The following is a 20,257-nucleotide window of genomic DNA, read 5'->3' as shown; positions in this document are numbered from 1 at the left end:
AATCAGTAACATCGGCCCCATGCCACGCCATCCGCAGGTTGTCGACCACGACTCCACGCACATCTTCGAGATGACCCCCGAGGACGCGCCGAGTCCCAAAAAGCCCGGCAAGCGCCGGCGCACCCGTCGGGTCCTGCTGATCTGCCTGCTGGTGGTGGCGCTGCTCTCCGGCGGTGGGCTGCTGGCCGGCGGGCTCTACCTGCGGTCGGTCGAGGGGAGCATCGAGCGGGTCGACGCGTTCGAGGGCGTGCCGGAGGCGTCTCGTCCGGAAAAGGTGGCGTCAGACGCCAAAAACATGCTCATTCTGGGCAGTGACACTCGCGATCCCGAAAACACCTCAGGTTCCCGCACCGACACGATCATTCTCGCTCACCTGCCAAAGGGTCGGGAGAGCGCGCAGCTGATCTCGATTCCGCGCGACACCTGGGTCTACATCCCCAAGTCGAGTAACGGGCGCTACGGCGACCGCGAGGCGAAGATCAATGCTGCCTTCGCGTGGGGCGGCATCCCGCTGATGGTGCAGACGGTGGAGAAATACACCGGTGTGCGCATCGATAATGTGGCAATTGTCGACTTCTCCGGTTTTCAGCAGATTGTCGATGCGTTGGGCGGTGTGGAAATCACCGTCGAGAAGGGCTTCACCTCGACGCATTCGCTGCTGCCGGGCGGGCGCCGCGAGTTCCCCAAGGGCAAGCAGACGATGGACGGCGCCATGGCGCTCGACTACGCCCGTGAGCGCTACGCCTTCGCCGACGGCGACTTCACCCGGATCAAGCACCAGCAGCAGGTCATCAAGGCGATCCTGGACAAGGCCGCCTCCGGTGGCACGCTGGCCAACCCGGGCCGGCTCAACTCGTTCCTGCGGGCCACCGCCGACGCGGTTTCCGTCGACGAGACGTTCAGCATCTTCGACAGCGCGACCGAGTTGCGCCACATGCGCAGTGGCAACCTGACGTTCATTACCAACCCCACCACGGGCACCGGGCGCAAGGGCTCGGAGAGCGTGGTGCTCGACGACCCGGAGCAGGCCAAGGCACTGTACGACGCGGTCAGGCGAGACGCGGTCCCGGAGATCCTCGCCGCGGCCAAGTAGGAGGAACGACAAAATCACTGTTTTGTATTTCGGGGGACACCATGAGCAGCACCAGCCTTTCAGCGTTGGGACAGCCGTCCGCCGCTGGGCATGAGCCGACCGTCGAGTTACCTGTCATCGCGGCGCGCAAGCTCGCCGCCGCGACCGGTGAGGAGGGCGCCGAGGGGCAGTTGACGATTCCCAGGCCGCGTCAGGTCGACGGGGAGACCGGTAGCGTCGAGCGGCCGGTCCGCCCCGCGTCCACGGCCGTACTGCCGTACGTCGGATCGGCCGCCTCCAAGCGCACGCGCGGGCTGCGCGCGTGGATGATCACCGCGCCGGTCGACCTCGTCGCGATGCTGGCGCCGCTGCTGGTCTCGACGCAGTACTGGCGTGGTTCGTTGTTCCTCGCCGGCCTCACCGTCGCCATCTTCGCCGCCGGCGGGCTCTACCACGCCCGGCGCCACGTGAGCATCCTCGACGAGCTGCCCAGCCTCTGCGGCCGGCTGCTCGCCTCGGCGGCCATCGTGGCCATCATCGCGGCGCTGCGGCACGAGTCGGTGGAGTACGTCTCCGGCTTCATGCGCATGGTGGCACTCGCCGCCGGCCTGGTCATCGTCGGTCGGATCATCACCCGCTCGGCGACCGTGCTGGCCCGCAAGCGCCGCTGGGTCGAGCACAACGCGATCATCATCGGCGCCGGGCCGGTCGGTGTGGAGTTGGCTCGCCTGCTCCGCCGCTACCCCGGATACGGGCTGCGCTTCACCGGGCTGATCGACGACGACGCGCCGAGCGAGTCGGGAGCGCCGCCGCTGCTGGGCGGCATCGACGACCTCGACAAGATGATCGCGATGGTCGAGGTCGACGTGCTGATCCTCGCCGACGCCGGCGCTCCCGAGGCGACGCTGATGGAGGTGCTGCGCCGCCCCGAGTGCGCGCGCTGCGACCTGTGGGTCGTGCCCCGGCTGTGGGGCTCGCACGCGCAGGGCCGGCTCCCCGACCACATCGGGGCGATCCCGGTCGTGCAGGCGCGCCACACGATGCTCAGCGGCCCGCGGTGGGCGGCCAAGCGCGCGTCCGACATCGTCTTCTCCACTGTGGCGCTCACCGTGCTCAGCCCGGTCCTGCTGCTCTGCGCGATCGCCACCCTCATCGACGGCGGGCGGGGCATCTTCTTCCGGCAGGAGCGGATCGGGCGCTACGGCAAGCCGTTCCAGGTCATCAAGTTCCGCACGATGCGCCCGGTCGACGAGCACGAGTCGCAGACCAACTGGTCGATCGCCGGCGACCGGCGGGTCGGCCCGATCGGGCGGTTCATGCGGCGCACCTCGCTCGACGAGCTGCCCCAGCTGTGGAACATCCTGCGTGGCGACATGACGGTGGTCGGCCCCCGCCCCGAGCGGCCGTACTTCGTGGAGAAGTTCTCCGCCGAGCACCCCGACTACGCGATGCGCCACCGCGTGCCGGTCGGGCTGACCGGCCTGGCACAGGTCAGCGGCCTGCGCGGCGACACGCCCATCTCCGACCGGGCCCGGTTCGACAACTACTACATCGAAAACTGGTCGCTCTGGCTCGACGTCAAGGTGCTGCTGCGTACAATCGCCGAGGTCTTCCGGGGTGGCGGCCGGTAGGCCGACGTCACGGCAGCAGGAAGGGCATCGAGTCGGTCTGGAAGCCGTCGATGTAGCGGCTCGGGTCGGCGGCCAGCACGGAGTCGATGACGGTGCCGAAGACCTGGCGGAAGTCCACTGTGGCCTTCAGATCACCCTCGTCGAGGTCACGCAAGTTGGGCTGCTCGCCGTAGAAGCCGCCGGCCACCTTTGCGCCCAAGATGAAGACCGGGCCGGCGGTGCCGTGGTCGGTGCCGTCCGAGGCGTTGGCGCGCACCCGCCGGCCAAACTCGCTGTAGACGACGACCGTCACCTGCTGGCCCACATCGGTGCCGGCCATCCGGTCGACGAACGCGGTCAGTGCCTGGTCGAGCTGCTTCAGCAGGATCTCGTGGCCGGCGATCTCCTGGGCGTGCGTGTCGAAGCCGCCCAGGCTCACCGAGTAGACCCGAGTCGGCACGCCAGCCTCGATACAGCGCGCGACCAGGGCGAGCTGCGTGGCCAGGGCGTTGTCGCCGCCCGTGCCGGTGGCCGGGACGGTGTCGCTCGGCGCGTGGCTGGGGTCGGGGGACTGCGCGGCCTGCTCGGCCTCGCGGACCACCTGCTCCATGTTGATCAGGTCGGCGTAAGCGGCGGCGGCCCGGGCTTGCATCGGCGGCTCGTTGGGCTCGCTCTTGCCGATCGCGGCCACGACGCTGCTCTCTACCCACGACGGCACGCTGAGCCCGCGGTAGCTGACGCAGGCGCCGACCCGCGTGCGCCCCACCAGCAGCGGCGGAAGTACAGGCTCGAAGCTGACCGCCGACTCGACGCCCGCGTTGGTGTCGTCGAGCCAGCGGCCGACCCAGCCGGTGGTGGCCGGATTGTCCGGCGACGCGGTCTGCCAGATGTCCATCGAGCGAAAGTGGCTGCGGTCCGGCTTGGGATAGCCGACGCCGAGCACGATCGCCAGCCGCTTCTGCGCCCACAACCGCTTGAGGCCGCCCATCATCGGGTTGAGCCCGAGCGCCTCGTCGAGGTGGAGCACCTTCTCGGCGGGGTACGCCAGCTCGGGGCGGGCGGTGTAGTAGTCGCGGTCGGCGTATGGGATGACGGTGTTGAGGCCGTCGTTGCCGCCGTAGAGCGTGACCAGGACGAGCTTCCCGGTGTTGCGTAGGGCGGCGGCCTGCTCGCTGCCCGCGGATCGCAGCAGCTGGGCGAGGCCGATGGTGCCCACGCCGGCCGCCAGCGCGCCGCCTCCGGCGACACCGGAAGCGATGAGAAAGCGGCGTCGGGTCAGCGCGTCCATTCAGGTCACCAGGTATTCCGGGCTCACGAGGCCGAGCGTCAGCAACAGCCGGGAGTTGCGCACGTCACGCAGGACCGCGTAGGTCCGGTTGGTCCACTTGTCGATGCACAAAATGTACGCGACGTCTTCGGGCGTCAGCCGCTCCGGCGTGAGCAGGCTCGCCAGCTTGCCGGCAAGGCTCAGCCGCACCTGCGCGGCGGCGGAGGTGAGCCAGGCGGCACCGGAGGTCCATCCGCCGACGCTGGGCGGGGCGAAGGGGCGCTGACCCAACCCGTTCATCCCCGCGAGGATCTGCCGGAATGTCTCGTCGGGCATTCCGGCCGGCCGCACGCCGAGCTGGCGCATCGCCCCGACAAGCCACTCCACCGGCTGCTTGACCATCGTGCCCCGGGTCGTGTGCAGGCTTTCGTCCGCGAAGAGCGCCCGGAGCATGGCCAGCGGCCGAGGGAACGCAGCGCTCATCCGCTCCAATGTGGACTCCGGGATCGGCTGGGTCGACGACCCGTACCGGAACCAGAGCCGAGAGGCGATGAACCGGCGGCACGCCGGCTGCCGCAGCAGATGGTCGACAAGGCTTTGCGCGTCGAAGTCGGCGGTACGACCGAGGATCGTCTTGGCGCCGCCGTCGTGCTCGCTGGCCACCAGAGTGGATCGCGCCCGCCGCAGGTCGATCCGCCAGCCGGTCAGCGCCCGCCCGGCTGCCTTGACGTCCTGCTCGGTGTACTGTCCGATGCCGAGCAGGAAGAGCTCCAGCAGCTCGCGGCCGAGATTTTCGTTGGCTGAGGCCTTGGTGTTGAGCTGGCCGTCCAACCAGTAGACGAGGGCGGGATCGACCACCATGCGGCGGGCCATGTCGCCGAAGTCGCGCGACTGTCGGATCGTGACGTGCTGGGCGAGCATGAGCTGCGCGCTCTTCACCTTCGTCACAGAAGTGGCCCAGTGGCCGTGCCAGAAGAAGAGCAGCTTTTCCACCGCCTGGTGGTTGGCGACCGTCATGCGGTCAAGCCACCACCGGCTGATCCGCTCGTTTTGCTCGCCGCGGATGTCGTCGGACCGGACCCGCTGCGCCTGCGTGGGATTGGGCGTCTCGGCGTATGGGTCCAGGCCCAGGTCGGGGATGGGCGCACTGGTCGCGCCGATGTCTGGACCGGCTGGCACCGTAAGGCCGGCGACTGTCGTGGCATAGCCCGCCTGCCGCGCCGCGCTCAGCTCGGCGGCGGTCGGGCCGAAGCCGGCCCGCTGCAGCAACAGCGCGACGTCGTCGGTCATGCTGCAAACATAGGGGACAGTCAGCGCTCAAGCACAGCTGGCTGCGTGTTCGTCCACATGTTTCGAGTCACGATCGCGCACAGCCACGTCGTGGCTGCCAGCCGTAACACGATCGACAACAGGTACAGCGCGCCGGCGACGCCGTTGATCCGATGCCCCATCTCCAGGTGGTCCCAGACCATGTACCAGTAGAGGACCTCGGCTGCCTGCCACGCGCCCCATACCACCAGTGGCCGTTTGCCCCGCAGAGCGCCGACGGCGAGGGCGCCGAAAGGCAGCATCCAGAGCACATACTGCGGCGAGTAGACCTTGTTGGTCATCAGGAACGCGGCGATGACGAGGAACGCGAGGGGCGCCACCGCCGGCGGCTCCGGCGCCCGCCAGGCGACCCACGCGACGCCCGCGCAGAGTGCGGCGAAGCAGAGCGGCGCCACGAGGTTGAGCGCGGGTACTCCCCAGCCGACCAGATCCAGCCCGTACCAGGGGGAGCCGACCTCGGCGGGGCGGTCGGAGTTGAACCGGAAGAACAGCAGCCAGCCGTCGGGGTAGCGCAGCGCCACCGGCAGGTTGACCGCGACCCAGGCCGCCACCGCACCGGTCGCCGTCCGGGCGAACGCCGGCATCGTGTGCCCGCGTAGGCAGAGCAGTAGCAGCGGGCCGAGGATGAAGAGCGGGAAGAGCTTAGCCGCGGTACCCAGGCCGATGAGAATCCCGGCGACCAGCGGGCGCCCGCGCGACCAGGCCAGCAGCGCGGCCACGGCGGCGAGGACCGCCACCAGGTCCCAGTTGATGGTGCCGGTGAACGCGAGCACCGGCGCGGACGCCACCAGCAGCGCACCCACCAGACGGTGCCTCGCGTCGCGCGGCAGCGCCCACACGACGGCGACCGTGGCGAGCGCGAAGCCGAGCAGCACCACGACGTTGACGTCGAAGTATGTCCGGGTCAGCCCGCTCTCGCCGCCACCGCCCACGGCCCGGGTCAGGCGCGCTGTGGCGTCCATCACGATGCCGGTGAGTACCGGGTACTCCAGCGGATGGCGCCAGGACTCCGGCGCGTACGGGAAGATGCCCGCGATCAGACCGCGCTCGCGGAAGAGCACCGGGATGTCGCTGTAGCAGCTCTCCGCGTAGGCCAGACGGTTGCCGCGCGGCCAGGCCGCCGCGTAGCAGGTGGCCTTCTGCCAGTAGCCGAGCAGGAACGCGAGGCCGGTGACGGCGAGCGGCAGGGCGAGGCCGGTGCGGAGGCTGCGCCACTGGCGAGCCGGTGCCGCCAAAGCCTGCTCCACCTTCGAACCTCCGTTTGCCCGTCGCCGCCGGCGCACGATAACAGCCGGGGCGGGCCATGGTGAGGCCGCTCGGTCCGGGCGCGGACTGCGGAAAGTGCCGTTGTCCATTAGCATTTCGAGCCGGCGAGGATCGCCATTCATGTAAATGACGCGGGGAGTACGTGGGGATATGTCCGGCCATTTCGCCCATTCATCGCCGGGCGCCACTGACGCGACCCTGCTACCGGGGCGTTCCGTCGCACTTGTCCACGAGTGGTTCGGTGCCACCGGCGGATCGGAAAACGTCTTCCGCCGCATCGCCGATCTCGTGCCGCACGCCGAGCGGTTCGTGCTGTGGAAGGACCGCGACGCCGACGAGCCAGGGCTGCGCGAGTCGTGGCTGTCGCGCACGCCGCTGACCCGTTCCAAGGCCCTCGCCCTGCCCCTGATGCCGCTGGTCTGGCGTACGCTGACGCGCGAGCGGTTCGATGTGGTGATCTCCTCCAGCCACGCGTTCGCGCACACCGTGCGCCTGGGCGCGCCGAGCGATACCCGCCACCTGAGCTACGTGCACTCGCCCGCACGCTACATCTGGAGTCCGGCGTTCGACGGTCGCGGCGCCAACCCCCTGCTGGTGCCGCCGCGCCGGGCGCTCCAGGCGGTCGACGTGCGGCTCAGCCAGCACGTGCACAGCTACGCGGCCAACTCCCGTGAGGTGCAGGCCCGGATCCACCGCTACTGGCGGCGGGACGCGGTCGTGGTCAACCCGCCCGTCGATGTCGCCTACTTCTCCGCCGCGCCGCGTGCCGACCGCGAGCAGCCGCGCGACTACCTGCTCGGGATCGGGCGCTGGATCCCGTACAAGAACTTCGACCTCGCCATCGCGATCGCCGACCGGATGGGAGTGCCGCTGGTCCTCGCCGGCTCGGGGCCGGAGGAGGCCGCGCTGCGCCGTGCGGCGGAGCGGGTGCGTGTGCCGGTGACGTTCGAGGTGCGACCGGACCGGGCCCGGCTGCGCCAGTTGTACTGGGGCGCTCGCGCGCTGCTCTTCCCGGTGCACGAAGACTTCGGCATCATCCCGGTCGAGGCGCAGGCCTGTGGCACACCGGTCGTGGGGCTGCGCCGAGGTGGGCTACTGGAGACCGTCGTCGATGGCGAGACGGGCTTCCTGGTCGACTCGACCGATCCGTCCGCCTACGCGCCTTTTGCTCAGCGGATCGGCGAGCTGGTGCCGGAGCGGGCGATCACGCACGCCGCGTCGTTCTCGGAGCAGGAGTTCGCATCACGTCTCTCCGCGTGGGTACGCGATGCCACCGCCTAACGTGCTGCACGTCAGCCACACCTCCCACCGGGGTGGCGCGGAGCTGGCGCTGGCGCGGCTGCTGGCCCAGGAGCACGAGTGGCGGGCCGGGATCTGTGCCCCGCCCGGCGGCGACGCATTCGACGCCCTGCCCGCCCATGGCGTACGGGTCGCGCTCGACCTGCCGGAGTTGCCCACCGGAGGCACGCGCAGCCGCAGTCCTGCCCTCGTCGCGCGATACCTCAACGGGCTGCGGGCTTCCGCCCGGGCGCTGCGGCGCGGCCCGCTCTACCGCGAGGCGGACGTGCTGCACGCCAATACGGCCGCCGCCGGCATCATCTGCGGCTTGATCGGCCGGCGGCGGGCACCGCTTGTCGTGCATGTACGTGACCAGGTCGCGACGGAAAGCCTCGGAAAGTTCGGGCTGACCGCGTTCACCCGGCTGGCCCTAGGCCGTGCGGACGGTGTCGTGGCCAACTCCCGATCCACGCTCGAGTCGGCCGAGCATTGGCTGGCGCCCGACGTGCCGCGCACGGTAATCCAGAGCCCGATCGGCGTGGCCAGCCGGGTCACCGCGGCGCGAGTGCGCCCGGAGGTGGCCACGATCGGCATGGTCGGGCGGCTGCAACGGTGGAAGGGCCAGCACGTCTTCATCGAGGCGTTCGCGCGGGAGTTCCGGGGTACACCGGTCCGGGCCCACCTGGCCGGCGCGCCGCTGTTCGGCGAGTCCGCGTACGAGGAGGAGCTGCGCAAACTGGCCGCTCGGCTCGGCGTGGCGGAGCAGGTGCGCCTCCTCGGGCACGTCGACGACATAGGCGGTTTCCTCGACTCGATCGACGTACTGGTGCACGCCTCGACCCGCCCCGAGCCGCTGGGCCAGACGGTGATCCAGGGACTGGCACACGGCAAGCCGATCGTGGCTACCGAGGGCGGCGGGCCGAGCGAGTGGATCCGCACCGGCTTCAACGGCCTCCTCATCCCGGCGGACCAGCCGGAGGCGCTCGGTAAGGCGATGCGCGAAGTGGCGGACAGCGCCGAGCTGCGCGCGAAGCTGGCGTCCGGCGCGGTGCACACCGACGGCATCCAGACCGACCGGGAGTGCATGGCGGCACAGGCGGCGTTCTTCACTGATGTACGGCAGCGTTCCGCGAGCGAGAGGCGCCACCAGTGACCGACCAGGACGGCCGTTTCCGGGTCGCCTACGTACTTCTCCGTCCGCCCAGCTACAGCGAGACCTTCATCGGCTCTGAGATCCGGGCGGTGGGCGACGCGGGAGCCGCGGTAGAGGTCTTCGTGGCCCGCCCTGGCGGGCGCGCGGGCGAGCTGCGACGTGTGCTGGCCATCCTCCTGCGGCATCCGGTGCGGCTGCTGCGCCACGTACGCCTGCTCGGCTTCTCGTACCTGCCCCGCGCGGTGCTCGCCAGCGCGTACGCGATCGCGTTGTCGCGCGATGTCGCCCGATTCCGCCCCGATGTCGTGCACACCCACTTCGTCAACCTCCCCACCGCGACGGCCGTACTCGTCGGCCGCGAGCTGGGCGTACCGGTGACCGCGCTAGCGCACGCGGCGGACTTCCTGCTCGACGGCAACGTGGCGGCGCTCGCCCGCCGCCTCGGCGCCCTGGCCCACCTCTTCGTCATCTCCGAGGCGGCGGTGGGGCAGCTTCGGGACAAGGGAGTTGCTATCCCGCCACCGTCGCACAGCGTGGTCCGCGCCGCCTACGACGGTGAGGTGTCCGAGCGGGCGGAGCGGCTGCCGGGTACGCCCGCGCGGCTGGTGACCGTCGCCCGCCTCATCGAGAAGAAGGGCATCGGCGCCACGCTCGACGCGGTCGCCCGCCTCTCCGCCGAAGGGCTGCCGGTGCGGTACGACGTCTACGGCGACGGCCCCCTCCGCGAGGCGCTCACCGCACAGGCGCAGGCGCTGGGGATCGCCGGCATGGTCACGTTCCATGGCGCGGTGCCGCACCGGGAGGCGACCGCGGCCCTGCTCGACGCGGACGTCGCGGTGCTGGCCTGCCAGGCGGCCGCCGACGGCGACCTCGACGGCATCCCGGTCTTCCTCATGGAGGCAGCCAGCCGGGGCGTACCGGTGGTCACCACGGCCGTTTCGGGCATCCCTGAGCTGGTCGGCGCGCGCGGTGCTTGGCTCGCGCCGCCGGCCGACCCGGTTGCCTTGGCCACGGCCCTGCGCGCGGCGCTGGAGGCCGACCCTGTTGAGGTGCGGCGGCGCACCCGCGAGGTCGCCGACCGTATCCGCACCGAGTTTCCCCCCGGGCTGCAGGCGGAGCGGCTGCTCGATCGGTGGCGCCGGCTTGCCGGAGCCGAGCGGGCGAGCGAGGCACGGTCCACATGGGACTGACGGTGGTCAGCACCTTCTTCCCGATCCCGCAGGATCGCGGCGATCCGGTACGAGTGCTCATGATGCTGCGCGCGATCGCCAAGGTGCGCGGCTACACCCTGCTCGCGGTGCGCCGCCCGGAGACCACCGATGCCCAGGTCGAGGAGCTGCGCGCACTGCTACCCGGCGTGGAGGTACGCGACTTCGCCGCCACGCCGTACCGGCTGGACCGGCTCGGCCCGCTTGGCCGCTACCCGGAGTCGCTTGGCGGTGGGCTGCCCCCGTGGGTGCGCACCCGCTACAGTCGGGCGCTCCACGACGACCTACGCGACCGCGCCGGCGCCGGTGTCGCGATCGGCGAGGCGGCCGGCGCCTACCTCGCGGATACCCGGCTGCGCTGGCACTGGGACAAGGCGAACGTGCTCGCCACCAGCAGCCGCGAGGACGTCGCGGAGGCTCCCGGCATGGCCCACCAGATCCGCGCCCGCTACCTGGCCGGGATATCGGCGCGCTTCGAGGCCCGGGCACTCGCGCACTGCGGCACCGTCTCGGTCACCAGCGACGAGGAAGCCGCACGGCTGCTGACCAGCCACGGGCGGAAGGCCGACTTCACGCTGCCGAGCTGCGTACCGGTGCCGGACGGACACGTACCGGCGCCGCGCCAACGGGAGCTGGTCTGGCTGAGCAGCTTCGCCTACCGCTCCAACCTGCTCGGGCTGCGTCGGTTTCTGGACGAGGCGTGGGAGCCGTTGCGTCGCGCCGGGTTCGCGCTGACGCTGGTCGGTTCGGGCCTGAGTAACGGCATGCGAGACGAGCTCGCCGCGTACGACGGTGTGCGGGTCCTCGGATACGTCGATGACCTGCGCCCGGTGCTGGCCGGTGCGCGGGCCGGGATCGTTCCACTGTGGAGCGGCGCGGGCGTGAAGCTCAAGACGCTGACGCTGCTGGCCCACTCGGTGCCGGTGTTCAGCACGCCGGTGGGCGTCGAGGGCGTGCCGCCGACGGTCGCCGTGCGAGTCGCGCCGACCTCGGTCGGGCTCGCCGACCAGTTGCTCGCGGCTAGCGAGGCCGAGCTGGACGAGATGGCAGCCGAAGCGTTGCGGCTGGTACGGGAGCGGTTCTCGCAGGAGTGGTTCGCCACCCGGCTGGTCGAATCGCTGGGCGCGCACGGCTACCTTGACCAGGCACCCTGATGTCCACGAGGAAACTCGTCTCGGCGTCCGTCGCCAACCTGCTGATCCCGATCAGCGGGCTCGTCGTCGGCCCGATCCTCTCCCGCGAGCTGGGGCCGAGCGGTCGAGGGCTCTACGCCGCGCTGACGCTGCCGATCGTAGTGTGCGGCTGGTTTGGCACATACGGCCTGCAGGACGCGCTCACCTTCCATCTGCGCGACGGGCGTCTCTCCCGGCGGGCCGCCGCGCGGGTGAGCCTGCTGGCGGTCGTACCGCTGGGGGTGCTCGGCATCGGGCTGCTGGCGGTGCTCGGGTTCTTCGTCTTCGGCGGCACTGGGCACTACGGTCAGTTTCTCACGCTGGCCCTGCTCGCGCCGCTGCACGTGCTCGCCAACCTCTTCATGGGCGGGCTCACCGGCGTATCCGACATCCGCGGTGTCAACCTCGTCAAGGTGCTGCCGGCGCTGTTGCGTACCGCGCTGGTGGTCTTCGCCTGTCTCGCGTTCGACCTGAGTGCGTACTGGGCCAGCGTGATCTTCGTGGCTTCCATCGCGGCCGGCGTGATCGTGGGGCTGCTGCGGCTGCGGCGGGAGACGGCGCCGGACGAGGCGGATGCGGCCTGGGACGGCAGGATACCGACCCGGTCGCTCGTCACGTACTCACTGGCCGCCCTGCCCGGCGTGCTGGCCGCCATCTCCAGCGCGCGCCTCGACCAGATCATCGGCCTGCCGGTCATCGGCGCCGAGCAGCTTGGCTACTACGCGGTGGCGGTGAGCGTCGCGGAGATCCCGATGGTGATCGCGACCGCCGCCCGCACGGTTCTCATGGGACGACCGTCGTCGGACGACCCGCGCCGGGCGACCCGGGTGGCGCGGCTGGCCGTGGTCGCCTCGTTCGGCGCCTGCGCGTTTCTGGCGGCGATCGCGGCCGTGGCGGTGCCGTGGGTCTTCGGTGCCCCATTCACGCCCGCGGTCCTGCCCACCGTGATCCTCTGCGCCGGTACGACGCTCTACACCTGCATGGTGATCTTCAGCGCGGTACTGCTCGCGAACGGCCGCGCGGCCTCGTCGTCGGCCGCGCTCGTCACCGGTTCCGTGGTCTCGATCGTCCTGCTTTTCCTGCTCGCCCCGATGGGGGCAGTGGGTGCGGCCGTGGCGAGCCTCGCCGGCTACGGCGTCTCCGTGATCGGTACGGCCTGGGCGCTGGGCAAGGTGCCTGACTCCGGATCGCTGCGGATGCTCACCGTGCCGGGTCGGGACGATGTGCAGGCCGTGCGCACGCGGCTCGCGGCACTCTCCGACACCTCGATCGGGCGGATCGTCCGCCGGCTCGGCGGGATCGGCTTTCCCACGCTCGCGGTCGGCGCCCTGATCGTGCTCGGCTGGCTGCGAGTGGTGCTGCCGCACGTCGTCCAGCTCTTCTCCGGTGGCCGCCCCGAGTTCAACTCGCGGGACGACACCGTGCCGGCGCTCGCCGACAGGGCCGGTGACGCGAGCACGTTGGTGTTCCTCGCGATCGCGGCCCTGCTCGCGGTCAGCGGTGTGTGGGGCCGGCGCCCGAGCCACCTGCCCTGGCTGCTGGTGCCAATCGCGCCGCTGGTCGCGATTGCGATCTCCGGGGCGGTCAACGGTCAGGCACCGGGCATCGTGACGCTCGCGCTGCCGCTGGCCGCGCTCGCGATCTGGCTGCGCCCGCCGCGTCAGGAGGTGCTCGCCACGTTCGGCGCACTCGGCGCGATCACCGCCGCCGGGTCGATCCTGCTCGCGCTCGTCCGTTCCGACCTGGCACTGCTCTCCGGAGCGGACGCCGGTGACAAGGCGGTGCTCTTCGGCGGGCTGCTCGCCGGGCCGTACCCACACTCCAACGTGCTGGGCATCTCGCTCGCGCTGAGCCTGCCGTTCGCTTTCTGCCTGCGCTACGCGGCCCTGCGCTGGGGATCCGTCGCGGTGATGCTCGTCGCGCTCTTCTGGACCGGGTCGCGCAGCAGCCAACTCGCCGCCGCTGCGGTCATCGGCACATACGCGGCGTACCGCCTCGTCAGGCGCCAGCCACTGCGGTCCTGGCTGCTCTCGGTGCCGATCGCCGGCGGGGTCGCGCTAGTCATCTTCGTTCCGCTCGTCACCACCGACCCCGCAGGCTTCACCCGGCGCGGTCAGATCTGGGACGCGCTGCTGGACCGGTGGGCCGACCGGCCCATGCTGGGGCTCGGCCCGGAGTTCCTCGACCGCCAGCAGGCCCAGCTGGCGGTCGAGATGGGTGGCTCGTTCAACCACGCGCACAACGTGCTGGTGCAGCTCATCGTCGCCGGTGGCATGGTCGCCGCGGTCCTCTTCGCGGTGCTCTTCGCCGAGTCCTGGCGGTGGTCGATGCCGCTGGCCCGGGCCGGGATGCCCGCCGCGGCGCTCTTCCTGGTCGCGTTCTGCTATGTGTCGTGGCTGGAGGCGTCGCACGTGTCGACGACGCTCGCTGGCTACGCGGCCTGGCTGCCACTCGTCCTGATCGCACGGCTCGGCCTCCGCGCCTCCGAGAGCACGAGCCCCACGGCGGGGTACGCGCCGGTAGCGCCATCTACGGGCGAGCCGGATCAAAAAATGACCGTGTCGCGGATGTAGTTGGCGACCCGGCGCAGCTGGCCGGCGCCGTCCACTGGGGCGGTCATCCGGAAGACCAGCTGCCGGTCGACGGTGCCCTCGGCGCCGCTGCGCCAGTACGCCACGATCACCAGCCCGTACCGCTTCGCGCCCTCGATCTCCAGCGAGCTGGACTCGGCGTACGCGGCGAACTCCCCGCTGCGCACCCACTGCAGGCCGAACGCCTCCTCGGACTGGCGCAGCGCGTCGCGCCGCTCCTGGGAGCAACCGTCGGGGCAGGTACGCACGATCAGCTCGCCGCCAATCTCCGGGTTGGCGCCCGGGGAGACACCGCAGTTGTACTTGGCGAAGCCCTCGGCCCGGCCGGCCGGGCTGCAGTCCCAGGCGCGTGGCACCTTCAGCGTGAAGCCCAGACCGTCCAGATCGGACAGTGTTCGCAGGCTGTCGGAGGCCCCGAACTTCGGCCACTGCTCCGGCCAACTGCCTTCCCGCGGCGGCTCGATGCCGGGGAAGAGCGGCGAGGCGGTCGGCAGCGGCGCAGTCGCGAGCGTGGCGGAGGGGGAGGGCTCCGGCGGGCGGGGCTCCTCGCCGCCGGAAGCGGTGAACGCGTACACGCCGCCGCCGCCCGCGATCACGAGCAGCACCGCCACGGCGATGCCGACCCAGAGCCCCGTGCGGGACCGGCGCGGCTGTGCCGGCGGCACCGGCGCGTACGGGTCGTAGGGCGCCGGACCGTGCGGCGGCCGTGGCCCGTACGCCGGGGCGTTGTAGGCCGGCGACTGCGGATGCGAGTACGCCGGTGACATCGGCGTGCCGGAGACCGGACCGGACGCGCCCGACGTGGGGTGTGGTGCCCCGGAGATGGGGTGTGGTGCCCCGGAGATGGGGTGTGGCGTGCCGGAGGTCGGATGCGGGGGAGCGGAGAACATCGGCGGCGGCGACGAGACCGGCATCGCCTGCTGTGGCGGCCCGGAGACCGACTGGGTCGGCGCCCACGGGTTGACCGGCGCGGACTGCGCGGGCGGAGCGGCCTGCGGCGGGGCGGCCGGCGGTAGCTGCATCCGCTGCGTGGGCTGAGTCTGCTCGTAGTCGTCGACCGGCTGGGCCGGCGCGGGGAGAGCGGGCTGGGGCGGGGGGAGAGCGGCCGGCGGCGCGGACTGCGGCGTGGGCTGTGGTGCGGCCGGGGACTGCTGGGCGGCGGCCGGCGGACCGGGCCGGACCGGCGGGATCACCGTCGTCGGAGGCGCCTCGGCCGGGCCGGTGGTGTTGATCACGTCGGGCGGCAGCGGCTGCTGCTGGGCCGCAGCGGCCTGGTCAGGCGCGGGCGGCGTCAACTGGGTCGTCGGCTCGACCGGCGCGTGGTCGAGCGGCCCCAGCCCATCCGGCGGTACGGGCTGGAAGTCCATGCCCAGCGCCAGGAAGACCCGCTCGGCGCCGACGCCGTTTTCCGCCGCGTACGCCACCCAGGGCGAGCCGCTCGCGAAGTCCGCGTACAGGTAGCCGGGCTCGCCGGCCTGCACGAGCGCGTTGGCCGCCTCCTGGAACGCCTCCCGCCAGCGCTGGTCGGTGGCGACGTTGGGATCGAGCAGCGCCACCATCAGCGATCGGCCCTGCGGGTCGATGGCCGACCAGACACTGCCCACCTGACACGAGCCAACCGCCTCGATCAAGTGGTACGGATTGCCTGGTTGCATTACTGACCCTCCCCGCAGTTTCCGTATGCGGATCCTAGCGAGCGTTGGCACGTCCGAGCGGCTCAGGGTTAGTCGGCATTCAGGGCGGACAGGTGTGCGGCGAGGCTGGTCGGGGGGTGTCCGGTGAGCTCGGCGACCGCCGCGGTGACGCCGTCGAACTCGCCCGCGGCGATCGCCGTGTAGGTGCTGACCCACGCGTCGACCTGCCAAGCCGGTGCGCCGTACGTGGCCCGCGACGAGTACGCCTCGTTGAGCGACTCGTCGCGGTAGGTCACCTGGCGCCCGGTCACCTCGGTGATGGTGGCGGCCACCTCGCGCAGCGTGAGCGCGGCCGGGCCGGTGAGGTCGTAGCGGGCGTTTTCGTGCTTTTCCGGCTCGCTCAGCACCGCGACGGCCGCGTCGGCTATGTCGTCCTGCGTCACCGCGGCGACCCGGCCGTCGCCCGCCGGGCCGCGCAGCACGCCGTCGTCGCCGACCATCAGCGGGAAGAAGTCGATGTACAGGTTGTCGCGCAGGATCGTGGTGCGCAGCCCGCTCGCGGCCAGGTGCTCCTCGGTCGCCCAATGGTCGCGGGCGAGCGTGAACGTGGCGTCCGGCGCGGCGCCGAAGAACGACGTGTACACCAGGTGCGAGACGCCGGCCGCGACCGCCGCGTCGACGAACGTGCGGTGCGCCTCGACCCGGCCTGGCTCCTCGGCCCCGGAGACCATGAAGAGCGTCTTCACACCGTCGAGCGCGCGGCGGGCGGCCTCGCCGTCGGCGTACTCCGCCCGCACCACCTCGACACCGGGCAACTCGGGCGCCCGGGCCGGGTCGCGTACGACCAGCCGCTGGGGTGTGCCGGCGGCGGCCAGCCGCTCGGCGACGCGGCGGCCCAGCCGGCCGGTGGCCCCGGTGACGGCGAGAGCGGGTGCGGAGGGCGTCACGATCGCATTGTCCTTCCCACGGATCGGCAACACGCCCGCGAAACCACCACGGGCGGCGTCAAACCTGGCACGCTGTACCCTGCCGCGAAACCCCCGTCCCAGAAACCAGCGGTTGCGTAAATCACCCGTCCCATGACGCCGGAGCGCCCCTCGTGACCCCGCCGACCCCCGCCGCGCCGACCCGGCCTGGCGCCGAGCTGCGCCGCGTGGTCGTGGCGTCCCTGGTGGGGACCGCTCTGGAGTGGTACGACTTCTTCATCTACGGGCTCGCCGCGGCGCTCGTCCTCGGTGACCTCTTCTTCCCCAACGCGTCTCCGCCGGTGCGGATTCTCGCCTCGTTCGCGACGTTCGGGGTGGCGTTCATCTTCCGCCCGCTCGGCGGGTTCTTCTTCGGCCGGCTCGGCGACCGGATCGGCCGCCGCTCGACGCTGGTGATGACCACGCTGCTGATGGGCTTCGCGACCGGCATCGTGGGGCTGCTGCCGACATACGAGAGCGTCGGCGTGCTCGCCCCGATCCTGCTGGTCACCGCCCGGATCTGCCAGGGGCTGGGGGCCGGCGCCGAGTTCGGTGGCGCCTCCACGCTGCTGGCCGAGCACGCGCCGCGCGACCGCCGGGCCTTCTACGCGTCCTTCGTGCAGACCGGCGTGCAGGTGGGTCTGCTCGCCGGCACGGTGGCCTTCCTGCTGGTGCAACTGCTCGGCACCGAGGCGATGCGGGAGTGGGGCTGGCGGCTGCCGTTCCTGGCCAGCTTCGTGCTCATCTTCGTCTCGCTGTACGTGCGGCTGCGGGTCGCCGAGTCGCCGGTGTTCCTGGCGATGGAGCGCGACCGCACGATCGTCTCGTCGCCGGTGCTGACCACGCTGCGCCGCTATCCGCGCAGCTTCCTGGTGGGCGTGGGCGCGCACGTCTGCGACACCGCCGTGGTCTACGTCTACGGCACATTCATGATCACGTATCTGGTCGACGAGGAGGGGCAGAGCCGCGCCGTCGCGCTGACCGGCGTGATCCTGTTCAGCGTGGTCGTGATCGCGCTCCAGCCGGTGTACGGCGCGCTGGCCGACCGGGTTGGCCGCCGCCCGCTCAACCTGTTCAGCGTCGTGTTCACCGCCCTCTTCGCGGTGCCGCTCTTCCTGCTGGTGGGCACTGGGCAGCCGGTGGTGATCTGGCTGGCGATGGTCACCGCGATGGCGCTCGGCTTCGCCCCGATGATCGCCGTACAGCCGATCTTCTACGCCGAGCTCTTCGGGGCCGGCGTCCGGTACACCGGATTTGCCGCTTCACGCGAAGTGGGCGCTGTGGTCTCCGGCTTCTCGCCCCTGGTGGCGGCGGCACTGCTGCGGGCCGGCGGCGGCGAGCCCTGGCTGGTCGCCGGCTGGATCATCGTGACCGCGCTGATCTCGCTGGTCGCCTTCCTGTACTCCAAGGAGACCCGCGACATCGACATCGCCGCCCCGACGATCACCCTGCCGCGCGGTGCCGGCTCCGGCGTCGACCTTCCGGCGCCCGCCATCCCGCACGAGGTCCGCGCCGGCTGAAACGATATTTGAGCTGCCGCGATGCCCGTCGCGGTCCAGACCGCTGCTCCCGCAGCCTCACCCTCCGCGGTTCACGACCCGGCTTGCTCGCTGGTGGAGGCGGGATGCTCCCACCATTGTGGACAGAGCGCTTCGCGACGCGGGTCCCGGGGGAGGTGTGGAGGTCTTCCGAGGATGGAGGTTCCTACGCCGCCCATCTGGAAGACCTCGACGTGCCTGACGCTACCTTCGGCTGCCCTGACCTGACCACGTTCTGCCGCCCGGATGAGCTCGGCCTGGTCGTGGTCGGCCAGCGTCTGGAGCCCGATAGGCGGATTCAGACCCCGAGTACGTCCTACATTGGCGAAGAGCCGCTCTTCCTGGAGTCGGCCAAAGATACGACGGAAACCGGCAACCAGTGATCTTGAGTTGAACTTGCCGCAGGTGAGGTGCTGGGGCGGATCGGCGTCGGCTGCCCGACCAGGCACAGCGATGCGCAAACGCAGCCGGAGGCCCGATCTTGTGTCACTGTTCGCAGTGGACTTCTTCGCGTAGCCGCTCAGATCGTCAACGACGCACCCGATAGCGCAGGTGAAGCACCCGGTCGGCCTGAATCACCACGTCAGGATCCTCCAACAGGTGCTGCGCGTGGACCGACCCGAAGTAGCGCTTGCCGGACCCGAACACGACGGGTACGACGTCCATGCGCACCTCGTCGATCAGGCCCGCGGCAAGCACCTGGCCACCGACGTCGCCAGCGGCGACCTCGACCATGCGGTCACCCGCAAGCTCCTGCGCCTTGGCCACGGCTGCCTCGACGCCGTCGACGAAGTGAAACGGTGCCTCGGGGTCCCAGCCCTCGGGCGCCGGCCGGTGCGTCACGACGACCACGTGGTCGATCCCGCCCGGAGGCTTCCCGTCCCAGCCGTCCGTCATGTCGAAGACGTGGCGGCCGGCGATTGTCGCCCCGATCTGGTCCCAGTACGGCCGGGTGTAGTCGTAGGACGTTTGCGACACCTTCACCTCGCCGCTCTCGTCCAACGGGACGTCGCCGCTGGTCAACCAGTCGAACAGCGGTCCGGGCTGGTCGTGCTCGTCTGCGATGAAGCCGTCCACCGACACCGAGCTGTACATGACCACCTTGCCCACGGTGCTCTCCTCTGCTTTGGGGTGCCCCCAAACTAGCGAGTCGTGAGCTGTCGCTCTTGTAAGGAATCAATCGGCCGGCAGCGACCAGCCGTCCAGCGCGTTGCCGGGATGTTCGCGCAGGAATCGCTGCCGGACTTCGGCGTATCGGGTCGGCGTGAGCCCGGTGAACGCCCGGAACTCGTGGCCGAAGTGGGCCTGGTCGAAGTAGCCCGCGCCACCGGCGACGTCGCCCCAGTCGATCGGTCCGGCGAAGTCGATCGCGAGCAAGGTGGCGGCGAAGCGCTGGGTGCGGGCCAGCCGCTTCGGCGTGACGCCGATGAGCTCCTTGAACCGCTGTGCCAGATGAGTGCTGCTGACACCGGCTGCCGCCCTCAGGTCGCCGATCGGCACCGCCCCGCTGGTCGCCGCGATGACGCTGCTCGTATGGCGGACCAGCCCCAGGCCGGCGGTCTCGCACAGCCGTCGCTTCAGCTCCTCCTCGAGCAGCGTCAGCATCTGGTGCGGTCCGCCCGCCGTGGCCAGCCGGTCTCGCAGCTCAGCAATGGCGGGTCGGCCCCACACCTGCTCTATCGTCACCGGCCGGTCGCACAGCTCGGCCGCGGGCATCGGCAGGAACGGCGCCAGCCCCCACGGCTTGAAGTGCACGCCGACGGACCGGGTCCGTAGTGGGTAGCCGAACTCCCACGCGCGGGTGGGCATGGTGACCACGCAGCCGTCGGCATACTCGGCTGTCTCGATGTCGGTGCCGCCGCGGATGCGGAACGGCGCCCCGAGGTTGACGATGAGCAACGCCGACGGCGCGGGCGGCAGCGTCAGCCGGGCGTACGGCGGCGCACCCTCCAGGTAGTAGAGGTCGTCGATCAACCCGTCCAGCGGCGGTCGCGGCACTCTGGACACGTACTCCACGCCCGTAGCATCGCCGCCACCGTGTTCGCGATCAACCCCGCCGGCATCGCGCGCCGGGATGGTCCAGCCGCGCTGCCGCCAGCATCGAGCCGGCGCCCGCTGCCGGATGACCTCCATCATGTCGATCGCGGTGTGGAAACCGAGCCCGCGCCGGGCGC

At 71.1% G+C, this 20,257-nt stretch carries 16 protein-coding genes; 9 read left to right on the top strand and 7 right to left on the bottom strand.

Translation table 11 applies throughout. From position 1 onward, the window contains the following. The first annotated feature begins 19 nt into the window (after positions 1-19). Together ACFFIA_RS37090 and ACFFIA_RS37085 are read left to right on the top strand one after the other, a co-directional pair. Positions 20-1,093 (top strand): LCP family protein, encoded by a 1,074-nt coding sequence (locus ACFFIA_RS37090; protein WP_377260558.1) that lies wholly within the window; start codon positions 20-22, stop codon positions 1,091-1,093. Positions 1,094-1,158: 65 nt separating this feature from the next. Then, positions 1,159-2,703, top strand: coding sequence for a sugar transferase (locus ACFFIA_RS37085; RefSeq protein ID WP_377260556.1), 1,545 nt, complete (start codon positions 1,159-1,161; stop codon positions 2,701-2,703). Positions 2,704-2,710: 7 nt separating this feature from the next. Here the strand turns inward: ACFFIA_RS37085 and ACFFIA_RS37080 are convergent, their stop codons facing one another. From ACFFIA_RS37080 to ACFFIA_RS37070, 3 genes are read right to left on the bottom strand one after another with little or no spacing between them, the layout of a single operon-like run. Continuing rightward, positions 2,711-3,970, bottom strand: a complete 1,260-nt coding sequence (locus ACFFIA_RS37080; RefSeq protein WP_377260554.1) for a DUF1501 domain-containing protein — start codon at positions 3,968-3,970, stop codon at positions 2,711-2,713. Beyond that, complete coding sequence (locus ACFFIA_RS37075) at positions 3,971-5,239, bottom strand: DUF1800 domain-containing protein (protein WP_377260552.1); 1,269 nt, start codon at positions 5,237-5,239, stop codon at positions 3,971-3,973. A gap of 20 nt (positions 5,240-5,259) precedes the next feature. Further along, positions 5,260-6,525, bottom strand: a complete 1,266-nt coding sequence (locus ACFFIA_RS37070; protein WP_377260550.1) for a glycosyltransferase family 87 protein — start codon at positions 6,523-6,525, stop codon at positions 5,260-5,262. A gap of 169 nt (positions 6,526-6,694) precedes the next feature. Between ACFFIA_RS37070 and ACFFIA_RS37065 the strand changes: the two genes are divergently transcribed. The 5 genes from ACFFIA_RS37065 to ACFFIA_RS37045 are packed head-to-tail and all read left to right on the top strand — an operon-like array spanning position 6,695 to position 13,928. After that, positions 6,695-7,825, top strand: coding sequence for a glycosyltransferase (locus ACFFIA_RS37065; protein ID WP_377260548.1), 1,131 nt, complete (start codon positions 6,695-6,697; stop codon positions 7,823-7,825). Beyond that, entirely contained in the window at positions 7,812-8,975 is a 1,164-nt protein-coding gene (locus ACFFIA_RS37060; protein ID WP_377260546.1) for a glycosyltransferase, read from the top strand. Before ACFFIA_RS37065 ends, ACFFIA_RS37060 begins: the two co-directional genes overlap by 14 nt. After that, the gene (locus ACFFIA_RS37055; RefSeq protein WP_377260544.1) at positions 8,972-10,165 is read left to right on the top strand and encodes a glycosyltransferase; all 1,194 of its coding nucleotides are present in this window, start codon (positions 8,972-8,974) and stop codon (positions 10,163-10,165) included. The genes ACFFIA_RS37060 and ACFFIA_RS37055 overlap by 4 nt, the downstream gene beginning before the upstream one ends. Next, positions 10,156-11,337 (top strand): glycosyltransferase family 4 protein, encoded by a 1,182-nt coding sequence (locus tag ACFFIA_RS37050; RefSeq protein WP_377260542.1) that lies wholly within the window; start codon positions 10,156-10,158, stop codon positions 11,335-11,337. Before ACFFIA_RS37055 ends, ACFFIA_RS37050 begins: the two co-directional genes overlap by 10 nt. Further along, positions 11,337-13,928, top strand: a complete 2,592-nt coding sequence (locus ACFFIA_RS37045) for an O-antigen ligase family protein (protein WP_377260540.1) — start codon at positions 11,337-11,339, stop codon at positions 13,926-13,928. The genes ACFFIA_RS37050 and ACFFIA_RS37045 overlap by 1 nt, the downstream gene beginning before the upstream one ends. On the opposite strand, the gene ACFFIA_RS37040 is transcribed toward ACFFIA_RS37045, so the two are convergent. Together ACFFIA_RS37040 and ACFFIA_RS37035 are read right to left on the bottom strand one after the other, a co-directional pair. Further along, the gene (locus ACFFIA_RS37040; protein WP_377260538.1) at positions 13,901-15,550 is read right to left on the bottom strand and encodes a hypothetical protein; all 1,650 of its coding nucleotides are present in this window, start codon (positions 15,548-15,550) and stop codon (positions 13,901-13,903) included. The genes ACFFIA_RS37045 and ACFFIA_RS37040 overlap by 28 nt on opposite strands. A 119-nt stretch (positions 15,551-15,669) precedes the next feature. After that, positions 15,670-16,527 carry an SDR family oxidoreductase gene (locus tag ACFFIA_RS37035; RefSeq protein ID WP_377260536.1) on the bottom strand — a complete coding sequence of 286 codons (858 nt, stop codon included), beginning with the start codon at positions 16,525-16,527 and terminating at the stop codon, positions 15,670-15,672. Positions 16,528-16,679: 152 nt separating this feature from the next. Here ACFFIA_RS37035 and ACFFIA_RS37030 point away from each other — a divergent pair, with 152 nt between their 5' ends. Continuing rightward, positions 16,680-18,065 carry an MFS transporter gene (locus ACFFIA_RS37030; RefSeq protein ID WP_377260534.1) on the top strand — a complete coding sequence of 462 codons (1,386 nt, stop codon included), beginning with the start codon at positions 16,680-16,682 and terminating at the stop codon, positions 18,063-18,065. A gap of 104 nt (positions 18,066-18,169) precedes the next feature. Beyond that, entirely contained in the window at positions 18,170-18,466 is a 297-nt protein-coding gene (locus ACFFIA_RS37025; RefSeq protein ID WP_377260664.1) for a hypothetical protein, read from the top strand. Between the two features lie 145 nt (positions 18,467-18,611). On the opposite strand, the gene ACFFIA_RS37020 is transcribed toward ACFFIA_RS37025, so the two are convergent. Together ACFFIA_RS37020 and ACFFIA_RS37015 are read right to left on the bottom strand one after the other, a co-directional pair. Then, entirely contained in the window at positions 18,612-19,193 is a 582-nt protein-coding gene (locus ACFFIA_RS37020) for a dihydrofolate reductase family protein (protein ID WP_377260532.1), read from the bottom strand. Positions 19,194-19,259: 66 nt separating this feature from the next. Continuing rightward, positions 19,260-20,099 carry a helix-turn-helix domain-containing protein gene (locus ACFFIA_RS37015; RefSeq protein WP_377260530.1) on the bottom strand — a complete coding sequence of 280 codons (840 nt, stop codon included), beginning with the start codon at positions 20,097-20,099 and terminating at the stop codon, positions 19,260-19,262. Positions 20,100-20,257 lie beyond the last annotated feature (158 nt).

The organism is Phytohabitans kaempferiae (assembly GCF_042433955.1).
Classification (GTDB): Bacteria; Actinomycetota; Actinomycetes; order Mycobacteriales; family Micromonosporaceae; genus Phytohabitans; species Phytohabitans kaempferiae.
This window is presented reverse-complemented; position numbering and strand designations above follow the sequence as displayed.